9 protein-coding genes are annotated in these 10,841 nt (G+C 63.0%); 3 read left to right on the plus strand and 6 right to left on the minus strand.

What is annotated here, in order from left to right; translation table 11 throughout:
* Positions 1 to 24: 24 nt before the first annotated feature.
* The 4 genes from J3O30_RS30990 to J3O30_RS31005 all read right to left on the minus strand — a co-directional run bounded on the left by J3O30_RS30990 (position 25) and on the right by J3O30_RS31005 (position 4,915).
* Positions 25 to 1,713: an amino acid ABC transporter ATP-binding/permease protein gene (locus J3O30_RS30990; RefSeq protein WP_207585876.1), complete on the minus strand. Its 1,689-nt coding sequence runs from the start codon at positions 1,711 to 1,713 to the stop codon at positions 25 to 27.
* Entirely contained in the window at positions 1,710 to 3,455 is a 1,746-nt protein-coding gene (cydD, locus tag J3O30_RS30995) for a thiol reductant ABC exporter subunit CydD (RefSeq protein ID WP_207585877.1), read from the minus strand. Before cydD ends, J3O30_RS30990 begins: the two co-directional genes overlap by 4 nt.
* Before the next feature lie 4 nt (positions 3,456 to 3,459).
* Entirely contained in the window at positions 3,460 to 4,038 is a 579-nt protein-coding gene (locus J3O30_RS31000) for a GbsR/MarR family transcriptional regulator (RefSeq protein WP_207585878.1), read from the minus strand.
* A 277-nt stretch (positions 4,039 to 4,315) separates the two neighbouring features.
* A complete protein-coding gene (locus J3O30_RS31005) occupies positions 4,316 to 4,915 on the minus strand; it encodes a HupE/UreJ family protein (protein ID WP_207585879.1) in 600 nt (199 codons plus the stop codon).
* A gap of 270 nt (positions 4,916 to 5,185) precedes the next feature.
* Here J3O30_RS31005 and J3O30_RS31010 point away from each other — a divergent pair, with 270 nt between their 5' ends.
* Entirely contained in the window at positions 5,186 to 6,217 is a 1,032-nt protein-coding gene (locus J3O30_RS31010; protein ID WP_207585880.1) for a hydroxyacid dehydrogenase, read from the plus strand.
* A gap of 18 nt (positions 6,218 to 6,235) precedes the next feature.
* Here J3O30_RS31010 and J3O30_RS31015 read toward each other — a convergent pair whose 3' ends face one another.
* Both J3O30_RS31015 and J3O30_RS31020 read right to left on the minus strand, forming a co-directional pair.
* Positions 6,236 to 7,243: a Tim44 domain-containing protein gene (locus tag J3O30_RS31015; protein ID WP_207585881.1), complete on the minus strand. Its 1,008-nt coding sequence runs from the start codon at positions 7,241 to 7,243 to the stop codon at positions 6,236 to 6,238.
* An 84-nt stretch (positions 7,244 to 7,327) separates the two neighbouring features.
* Complete coding sequence (locus tag J3O30_RS31020) at positions 7,328 to 7,786, minus strand: YbaK/EbsC family protein (RefSeq protein ID WP_207585882.1); 459 nt, start codon at positions 7,784 to 7,786, stop codon at positions 7,328 to 7,330.
* 346 nt (positions 7,787 to 8,132) lie between these two features.
* Here J3O30_RS31020 and J3O30_RS31025 point away from each other — a divergent pair, with 346 nt between their 5' ends.
* Both J3O30_RS31025 and J3O30_RS31030 read left to right on the plus strand, forming a co-directional pair.
* Positions 8,133 to 9,479 carry an extracellular solute-binding protein gene (locus J3O30_RS31025; RefSeq protein ID WP_207585883.1) on the plus strand — a complete coding sequence of 449 codons (1,347 nt, stop codon included), beginning with the start codon at positions 8,133 to 8,135 and terminating at the stop codon, positions 9,477 to 9,479.
* 59 nt (positions 9,480 to 9,538) lie between these two features.
* Positions 9,539 to 10,840 (plus strand): sugar ABC transporter permease, encoded by a 1,302-nt coding sequence (locus J3O30_RS31030; RefSeq protein WP_207585884.1) that lies wholly within the window; start codon positions 9,539 to 9,541, stop codon positions 10,838 to 10,840.
* The last annotated feature ends 1 nt before the right edge of the window (position 10,841 follow it).

Consider the following 10,841-nt stretch of genomic DNA (forward strand, 5'->3'; position numbering starts at 1 on the left):
GGCGCCTGAGGGCATGCGATTTGCTCAGTCCGGCCGAAGCCGGTCGAGCGCCTTTTCGAACGCCGCCTCTCCACGGCGCGAAACCTCTAGGATGCGGCCGCCTTCGATGACGGCGATGCGGTCCGCGATAACAGCCTCACGGCGGATATGCGTGGCGATCACTAGCGAGCGGCCTGCCGCCATTGCCGAGAGACGTTGGAGGACATCTCGGGCGGTGGCGCCGTCGAGGCCTTCAGTCGGCTCGTCGAGCAGCCACAGCGGCGTGTCGCGCAGGAAGAGCCGGGCAAGCGCCAAGCGACGCGACTGGCCGCCGGAAAGGCCGAGACCGCCTTCGCCAAGTGACGTATCGATCCCTCGCGGCATGGCCTCAACATCGGCAAGCAGACCGGCCGCGGCGAGCACATCCAGAAGACGGGCCTCGCCTGCTTCCGGGTTCGCAAGGGTGAGATTGCCGCGCAGGCTGTCCTCGAAGAGTTCCGTCCGTTGGGTCAGCAGCGTCGTCGTCATCGCGGCGACGCTTCCCGTCTTCGCCGGCAATTCACCGGAGAGCAGAGCGAGCAGGCTCGACTTGCCGGCGCCGCTGCTGCCGACGACGGCAAGGTGTTCGCCCTGTCGAAGCACAAGTCCTATACCCTCGAGAACCGGTACGGCGGAGTTTTCATGGAAGGCGGACACGTCAGCCAGCGAAAAGGCGTATCCCGGCAGTGGCGGCGCCAATGGTTCGGGAGCCGCCGTGGCGGTCAGCCGCGGCACAATGCGCCTTGCCGCCAGCAACGTCCGCCCAAGTTCCAGAGCACCGCGGCGCAACGCCGTAAAGGGTTCGACTGCCGCGAAGGCGACGAGCAGCCCAAGTGCGGCGACAGGCGCGGTAATCACCTTCGTTTCCGCAAGTGCGGCGACGGCGAGCAGCGATCCCGTCAACAGAAGGGTGGAGACAAGGCCGAAGCCAAATGTCAGGCCGGTCTCGATGCGGTTCAGTCGGTCGTCGGCGCAGGCGGAGTGATGGTCGGCGGCAGCGATTGCCTCTCTCTGCGCGCCAAGCCGGCCGGCCATCAGGATATCGGTCTGACCGGCGACGAGATCGATTGTCCGCGACCGCAGCGCCTCGATGCCATGGGCACGCCGGCGGGCATGTTTGCGCGCCGCGCGGCCGGCGATCAAAGGCAGGCCGAGGCCGGCACCTGCGAGAAAAAGGCCGAAGCACAGGCCGAACAATGGATGCATCAGCCCCAGCACGAGGCTTGCCGCAAGGGTAGCGCCGATCGCCACCGCGGCCGGCACGAGAATGCGGAGATACAGGGAGTCGAGCGCATCGATATCGGCCGTCAGCCGGAAGAGCAGCCTTGCAGGACGATGCAAAAGAGCGCGCGCCGCACCCGGTTCGGCGAAGCCACGAAACAGCCTTTCGCGAAGAGCGGCGAGCACGCCGAGCGTCGCGTCATGGGTCGCAAGCCTTTCACCGTAACGTGCTGCCGTGCGGACAATGGCAAGAAGCCGGATTCCCGCCGACGGCGCAAAGACGTCGAAGGTGATGGCGGCGGCGGAAAGGCCGGCAAGCGACGTGGCGGTGATGAACCAGCCGGATAGGCCGAGCAGGCCGATGCCGGCTGTGACCGTCGTCGCCGAAAGTGCGGCGCCGAGCAGCAGCGCGCGCCGGCGCTCGGCAAAAAACAGACGCAGGACCGGTTTGAGGTCTGCAGCAGATGTGCTCATTCGGCGGCCTCCCTCATCATGATATCGGCGTCGATGCGCATGATGCGATGCATGCGTGCGGCAAGCAGCGGATCATGGGTGGCAACGATCAAAGTGCGACCGTTAGCGAGCGAAAGCAGGCTCTCGGTGATCTCCGCGGCGGTCGCGGCATCGAGATGCGCGGTCGGCTCGTCGGCAAGGATGATCCTCAGATGCGGATTGCAGGCCGCACGCGCGATCGCAAGCCGCAGTGCCTCGCCGCCGGAAAGCCCGATCCCGCCCTCGCCGAGCGGCCGGCTGCCATAGGCTTCGGCCACTTTCCCGAGTCTCGCTGCGTCAAGTGCATCGGCAACATCGCCGCGCAGCACGCCGGGTCTGCCAAGCGCGATATTCCCCGCAATGGTGCCGGCAAAGATATGCGGCTTCTGGCCGATCCACGCCATGCCGCCGCGCAAGAGCGCGGCGGTATCATCCGCAAGCTCGAGGCGGCCGATGACGATGCGGCCGCCGGTGCAGGGCGCCAGCCCCGCCATCAGCGAAAGCAGCGTCGATTTGCCGGAACCGCTGGCCCCGAGAAGCGCCAGATGTTCGCCGGCGGCGATATCGAGGTTGAAATCGCCGAGGATCAACGGTTCGTCGGCGCCATAGCGAAAGGCGAGATTTTCAAGTCGAATGGCCGATGCTTCGGCGACGACAGGTACCGCTGACGCGATTTCGGCTGCTCCTCGAATAGACGGGCCGCCGGCAGTCAGACCGTCCAGCGTCTTCAGCGCTGCTTCGCCGGCCGCCCGATCGTGCCAGACTGCCGAGAGTTCACGCAGCGGCTCGAAGAAGGCCGGCGCCAACAGCAGGATGAACAGGCCCTCGGTCAGGTCGAGCCGGCCGACCCAAGTGCCGAAGCGGATTTCGCCGAGCAGGCTGAAGCCGACATAGACGGCAATCATCGCCACGCCGAGCGCGGCGAAAAGTTCGAGCACGGCCGAGGAGAGGAAGGCGATCTTCAGCACCGCCATGGTGCACACGCGCAGCGATTGCGCCTCCCGGCGCAGCCGCAGCGCCGTTGCCTCAACCGCATCGAGCCCACGGATCGTCGCCAATCCACGCAGCCGATCGAGCAGGAAACCGTTGAGGCCACCGGTCGCAACGAGTTGTCTTTCGCTGGCCGCCTGGGCGCGCCAGCCGATCAATGCCATGAAGATCGGGATCAGCGGCGCGGCAAACAGCAAAACCAGCGCGGCGATCCAGGAGACCGGAAAGAGGACGGCAAGAATTATGAGCGGCACAAGGCTCGCCTTTATACGCGCCGGCTGGAACCGGGCGAGATAGGGCACGATGAGTTCGGCCTGCTCGCCAAGCACGCTTGCGGCTTTGCCTGACGCCGGCCTGCCGCGATCGATCGGCGATGATATCGAGAGTGCCGCAGCGGCGGCCCGCCGCCTGCGGCTGAGCTCAGCGCGCGCGACATGAAAGGCTAGGCGGCCGCCGGCCGCGTCGAGGCAGCTCCTTGCAAATCCGAGCAAGAGGATACCCAAGGCTGGCCAGAGGACGTCCTGCAATGCGCCGCCATCGGCGATGCGCCCGACCGAGACTGCCAGCAGCCCGGCCTGAGGAATCCAGGTCGCGGCCGCCAATGCCTGCAGCATCGCTGCTCTGCGCAGCCCGTTTTTCGCGTCATTCGGGCCGGTGATGGACGAGACGGTATCGCCGTTCGGCACCGGTTCGGTCTCTCCCCTGTCCGTCGCGTCGAAGAAAGCGGTGCTCATGGCGCTAACTCTTGTTCGCAGGATTCGGCCGGCGGCTGCGGCCGAGCGAAACGACCCGGTCCTTGGCCTCCAGAAACTTTGTCACTTTCGCGCCCAGCGAGAGTAGCGTTGCGAGCCTTTCGGTTTCAAGTTGTTTTACATCTTCATACCAATGCGTCAGCTGCTCGATCAGCGTGTGCATCTCGCTCATCCGCGACTGCGCATGCCGTTCGGCCTCGCTGGCCGGCCGCTGCATCAGGATCTCCCGCAGAACCGACAGCGTCGGATCGACTTCGCGTTTCTTTCGCTCCTCGGCGAGCGTCCGCAATATGAGCCAGACATCGTCGGGCGTGGTGAAGAAATCGCGGCGATCGTCTGGCTTGTGTTTGAGGATAACGAGGTTCCAGGCCTGCAGTTCGCGGAGGCTCATCGACACGTTGGAGCGCGAAATGCCGAGTGAGTCGGCGATCTCCTCGGCGCAGAGCGATGCGGGGGAAACGAAGAGCAGCGCGTAGATCTGGCCGACTGTGCGGTTGATTCCCCAGCGGGAGCCCATTTCGCCGAAGTGGAGAACGAAGGACTGGACAAGAGGCGGCAGGTTCATCGTTGTTTCCGTTGCGTCTGTGATTTCAGAAATTTCTGAAATCACTATACTGACTTTCGCACCTCGCCGACAACCGACAAGGCGGCCCTGCGTCAATTTGGACGTCCGTTCGTTGATCGTGCGTCAGATATAGCCTGACGCGGCGTGGCTGGATTTGATTTGGGTCAAGTCCGCCGCACTTTGCAGCAATAATGCAGAAACGCCCGGCATTGCGTTGCGCATGCCGGGCGTTCTCATTGGACGGTGACGTGTGGAGGCGGCTGGAGTGCCGTCAGGCTCAGATCAAGCCGGCCAGAATGCCGACGCCGGATATCGCTGCAATACCACCAGCCGCACGCGTGACGAAGACGCCCTGACGTTCGCCGGCGCGGCCGATGACGTAACCAAGGGCGAGGCCGCCGACATGCAGCAATGCGGTCGCCATCATGAAACCGGCGGCATAAGCGGCACCGGCGGCATTCTCCGGCATTTCCGCGCCGTGGGCGTGGCCGTGGAAGATCGCGAAGAGACCGACGACACCCATCGCAACCGCAGTCGGAGCCTTGACGTTGAGGGCAACGATGGCGCCGAGGACGACGACAGAAAGCGCGATGCCGGTCTCAACGAAGGGAACATTGACGCCGGCAACGCCGAGGGCACCGCCGAACGCCATCACCAGAACGAAGGTCGTCGGCACCAGCCAGATGGCGCGACCACCGAGCTGAAATGCGAAAACGCCGACCATCACCATGGCAAGGATATGATCGAGACCGGAAACCGGATGACTGAAGCCATGGATAAAACCGGACGTCTGACCAACAGCGGTATGTGCATAGGCGACGGCTGGAAGCGCGGCGGCAGCCAAGGCAAGCAGGCCGCTCTTGAGTGCTGATTTCATGGCTCATTCCCTCGTGAGTTTTCGAATATCCTGCCACCGCCAAACACAGGCACGGCTCCATGTCGCGCGCATCACGCTAGTTCAAAGAATTCGTGCCGTCAACGAAAATGCCATGAAATAGCAAGGCAATTCAATTGCTTATCTGATAGGCAAATGCCGTTTTCGATAGCTTCTCCCGTTAACCCAAGATCCACCTGGAAACCGCCCCGCACAGGGGCTATCAATCATCGGCGGAGACGGCGCAAATGGCCCGCAATGGAGGAGACGCCCATGACGAATATCGAACGGCCGCTGGCGATCAGCGCGCCCGAGCCACGCACGCTCGATCTGATCTTCAACGACAAGGCGCGCGCCGAACTGCATGCGAAATACGAAATCGTCGAGGCCGATCCCGAGAATATCGCCGGGCTCGGTGACGAGATCCTCGCCAGGACACGTTATATCATCGGCCAGCCGCCGCTTTCGGCGGAAACGCTGGCCAGAATGCCGGCCCTGCGCTCGATCCTCAACGTCGAAAGCAATCTTCTCAACAACATGCCCTATGAGGTGCTTTTTGAGCGCGGCATTCATGTCGTGACGACAGGCCTGGTTTTTGCCGAGCCGGTCGCCGAAATCGGTCTCGGCTTCGCGCTGGCCTTAGCGCGCGGCATCGTCGATGCGGATGTCGCTTTCCGCCAGGGCTTCGAACTCTGGGGAGGGGAGGGCAATGCGAGCGCCCGGCTGATCGCCGGTTCCGAGATCGGCATCGTCGGCTTCGGCGATCTCGGCAAGGCGCTGCGCCGGCTGCTGTCCGGCTTCAGGACGCGCGTCAGGGTGTTCGATCCCTGGCTGCCCCGCTCGATCCTCGAGGAAAACGGAGTCGAGCCGGCAAGCCTGGACGATGTTCTGACAAAGAGCGATTTCGTCTTCGTCGTCGCCGCCGTCACCAGCGAAAACAAGGGATTTCTCGGCACCGAGGCCTTCGCCAGCATGCGCAGGGGCGCGGCCTTCATCCTGCTCAGCCGCGCCGACGTCGTCGATTTCGAAGCGTTGATGGCGGCCGTCTCGTCAGGCCAAATCGTCGCGGCAAGCGACGTCTATCCGCAAGAGCCGCTGCCGCCCGATCATCCGGTGCGGAGCCTGAAAGGCTTCATCCGCTCGGCGCACCGGGCCGGAGCGCTCGACAGCGCCTTCAAGAAGATGGGCGACATGGTACTCGAAGACATGGACCTGATGGATCGCGGCCTACCGCCGATGCGCTGCAAGCGGGCGGAACGCGAAACGGTTTCGCGCATGCGTTCTAAACCGGTCGCGGTGAATTAAGCCAGGAGAGGCGCCACCTCAGGCGGCGCGCTGCTCACTTCCCTGGATCGCGGCGAGCTTCCAGTCTGCGCCGGGCTTGCGCACGAAGGTCCAGACCTCAGTGCTTTCGCTCGGGCGGCGATCGTCGCCGGAAACGACGCGGCCGCTGTCGCGTTCGACCATGGCATCGATCGAGGAGTAACGCATGGCGAGAGTCGCATATTCCCCGCCATCTTCGCGCCAGGCCTCGGCGATATCACCCTGCAGCAGCTTGACGTCGGAGACCCGGTTACGCACGCCGTTGGTGGCGTTTTCGCCGAGCTCCTCGGCAAGATAGGACATTGCCTCAGGCGTCGTCAGCTTGCGCAACGTACCGTAGTCTTCGGCACCGTAAGCGGTCTGAACGTCGGTCAGCAATTCCTCGAACTGGTCGAGATCGGCCTGCGCGAGCCCGATCTCGTCGCTCGGGCGGTTGCCGCGCGAGGACGAACCTGAACCGGCAGCCGAGCCAATCGTCGGGACCTGGAAGGACGAGTTGCGTGCTGGCGACATGCCATAGGACTGGCTAAAGGAGCCGCTTTGGCCACCGGCACCGTAGGAAGGCTGGCGGCGGTTAGCGAAATAACGCATGGCGAGCACGATGGCGCCGCCGATCAGCGCGATCTGCAGAAGCATGCCGAGGAAGCCGAAGCCGCCGCCGAAACCGTGACCGAGCAGCATGCCGAGGAGGCCGCCGGCAATCAGGCCGCCGATCATCGAACGGCCAAAGCCGCCGAAGAGACCGGGGCGTTGGGCGCCGAAGGGCTGCTGCGCGGTCGCAGGTGCCGTCGTCTGCGGACGCGGCGTCATCGATCGTTCGATCGGCGCGACGGGGGCGGGCGCGGTTTGGGTGACAGGTGGAGCCTGGAAGGTGCGGGTACCGCGGCTTCCGAAACCGCCGCTGCCGGCCCGGCGCGCTTCTGCATCGTCAAGGGAAGCAAAAACGGTTGCGCTCGTCAGAGCGGCAATTGCCGCGAACTTGGCAAAACGCGAAATGGCACTCGGCATTCCTGATCTCCTGTCATGCGCAGTCACGGCATGTCAGGATAGAATATAGGTACTCTTTCGCAGGTTTGAAGTTTTTTCACCGCCTTACTGGCAGACATCGACCCAGCTGGCGCCGGTCAGCTCGGCCAGCCGCCCGGTCTCGATGCGCACGGCCGAATTCGTCGAGCCGGCCGCGGGCACCACTTCATCGAAGCGTTTCAGCGAGATATCGCAATAGATGGGCAGCGGCGAGGGCAGGCCGAAGGGGCAGACGGCGCCGACCGGATGGCTGGTGACCGCCACCACCTCTTCGGCGTCGAGCATGCGTCCCTTGGCTCCGAACGTGTCCTTGAATTTGCGATTGTCGAGCCTTGCCGTGCCGCCGGCAACGACCAGCATCATCTGCTCGCCGACGCGCAGGCAGATCGTCTTGGCGATCTGGGCGGGCTCGACGCCATGGGCTTCAGCGGCAAGCGCTACCGTCGAGGAGCTCTCGGCGGTTTCGATGATGTCGATATCGGGTGCATGCGCACGCAGGAAAGCGCGGACGGATTCAAGGCTCATGGCCGGATGCTAGCGCATCGGCCCGGAAATCGGAACCGATTTTCGGAAAGCACGATGCGCGGATCGAAAGTGCTGCAGCGTCCCTTGCGCGTCTCGAAGAGCGCGGCGCTGCAGGAGGAAAAGCGCAATTTGCGGTGCAAAAGGCACAGGCCGAAAACCGCCGCTTGCAAGTCGCCCAGACATCGTCATAATAATTTTGCACACGTGCTCAATTTTGTCATTCGGCCGTTACATCGAAGCCTTAGAGCGGACATCGTCACGTTTTCGTGGGGTTTCGGAGCGGCCATCATCAGCAGTGCTGACCCGCCAAGAGGCTTCACACTGCTCTTCTAGGGAGACGAAGAAAATGACCATCTTGCCGACACTGAAATCCCTTGCCGTCGCGGCCGCCATCCTGGCCTCGAGCTCTGCAATTGCGCTCGCCAAGGACGTTCACATTAGCGTCTGGGCTGGCGGCACCGGCCCTAACGACGTCTATCGCCTCGACGCCATCGAGATCGCAGCCCAGCAGCTGCAGCGCGAAGCCGCCCTCAAGGGCGAAGACCTGAAGATCACCGTCGAGAAGAAGCCCTATTCCGCCTGGGAGGACTTCAAGCAGGCGCTGACCCTTGCCGCGGAAGCCAAGACCGCGCCGAACATCGTCGTCAGCGGCCATGAAGACATCGCGCCCTGGTCGCAGGCAGGCCTCATCGTTCCAATCGAGGATTACGTCGATCTCGACTCCTGGCCGCTCAGCGACATCTATGAAAACCTGTTGAAGATCGCCTCTTACAACGGCACCGTCTACGGCATTCCGCAGGATGCCGAGTCCCGTCCGATGTTCTTCTGGAAGCCCTACATGAAGGCGATCGGCTACAGCGACGCCGATCTGGATGCGTTGCCGCAGAGTGTGCAGGACGGCAAGTATACCATGAAGAACCTGCTCGAAGACGCCAAGAAGATGCAGGACAAGGGCCTCGTCCAGCCCGGCTACGGTTTCTATCCCCGCACTAGCAACGGACCTGACTACTGGCAGTTCTACACCAGCTTCGGCGGCACGATGGAAGAAGGCGGCAAGCTCGTTTTCGACAAGGCCGCGATGACCCGCACCTATCAGTTCTTCGCCGATGCTGTGAAATCAGGTGTCACTAAGAAGAACCATATCGGCATGCCGGGCGACCAGTGGTGGAAGGAAGTCGCCACCGGCAAGGCTGGCATCTGGGACGGCGGCACCTGGCACTATGCCCGTCTCGTCAACCAGGAAGGCCTCAAGGACTTCTTCGGCAATGTGATCTTCACGCTGATCCCCGCCGGCGAAGGCGGCAAGGCCAACACGCTGACCCATCCGCTCGTCTACCTCTTGACCGCAGGTCACGACAAGGAAGACACGGAGATCGCCGCCCAGCTGATCAAGATCGCCTCCGAGCCGCGCACCAACGCGCTGCATGCGGTCAAATCGGCCCATCTCGGCATCTCCAAGTCGGAATCCACCGTCGACTTCTACTCGGCCGACCGCTGGACCCGCGAAGCCACCGAGCGCCTGCTCCCGCATGCCAATGCGATGCCGAACAATTCCGATTTCGGCAAATATTGGAACATCATGTGGAAGAACCTCGAAGCGTCCTGGACCGGCGCCAAGACCGTCGACGCCGCCGTCGGCGATGCCGAGAGCGAGCTGAAAAGCACGCTCGGCGACAAGATCGTCATTCGCTGAAACATGCCTCCGGGTGGCAGCAACCCCGCCGCCCGGTCGGTTCCGCGAGGAGGTCTTCCATGAAATCGTCCAGAACGCTCGGACTGGTGATGATCGCGCCTGCGGCGGTCATGATCATCCTGTTCTTCCTGATGCCGGTGGTTCTGACGGCAGTCTTCTCGATGACCAACATGACGACGGCGACCGGCATTTCCGGCGGCGTCTACCAGATCGCCCCCAACTCCCTGATAGCGCTGAAATCGGCGATGCCCGAGATCGCTGCCGAGATGGCCGAACCGCGCTACACAATCGACGAGGCGGGCCTCACGGCCGTCGAGGGCCTCGGGATGGCGCCGGGAATTGTCGCGGAACTGCGCGCCAAACATATCGGCGAGGTCTTCCCGGCACGCCGCGATGTCGAGCGCATGATCAAGGATCTCGCCGAGCGACCTTCGACACGTGAGGTCAAGCAGACCTCCGAACAGTTCAACCGTTCCGTCCTCAACACCCGCTTCGACAGCAAGGAGCAGCTCTTTTCAGCGCTGGACAATCTGGGTTTCAAGCTGACGCCGGAGCAGAAGGAAATCGTCGCCAAGACCACCTATACCGGCTGGACCTGGACGACCGAGAATTTCTCACGCATGGCCAGTTCGCCCGACATGGCGCGTGTGCTTTTCAATACCGTGCTCTATGTCGCGCTGGTGCTGACGCTCTTCAATGTCGGTTATGCCCTGCTGCTTGCCATCTGGACACATTATATGCCGCCGACGCCTGCCTCGATCTTTCGCGGCATCTGGCTCCTGCCGCGCATCACGCCCGTCGTCATCTACGTGCTGCTGTGGAAGTGGCTCGCCTGGGACAGCGGCTTCATCTCTATTTTGATGGGCAAGTTCGGCTACCTCCCGAAGAACTACCTGCTCGACACCGCCTATAATGCCTGGTTCTTCGTCGTGTTGATCAACGGCTTCATCGGCGCTTCGATGGGAATGCTGGTGTTTTCCTCGGCAATGAAAGCCATTCCGAAGAGCCAGTTCTACGCGAGCGAGGTCGACGGCGCCTCGCGCTGGCAGCAGATCCGCTACATCATCCTGCCGCAGATGCGCTGGCCGATCCTCTTCGTCACCTGCTACCAGACGCTGTCGCTGCTGGCGTCGTTCAATGAAATCCTGCTTGCCACCAATGGCGGGCCGGGCAACGCCACCGAGGTATGGGCGCTTGCGGCCTATCACACCGCGCTCCGGAATTATGCCGGCAATCTCGAATACGGGCTGGGCGCGGCCATGGCGCTGGTGCTCGTCGTCATCGGCGTGACGCTGTCGCTCCTCTATCTGCGCGTCTTCAACTACGGCACGCTTGTCGCCAAGCCCCTGATCGAGGATTGAC

The organism is Rhizobium sp. NZLR1, from assembly GCF_017357385.1.
Taxonomy (GTDB): Bacteria; Pseudomonadota; Alphaproteobacteria; order Rhizobiales; family Rhizobiaceae; genus Rhizobium.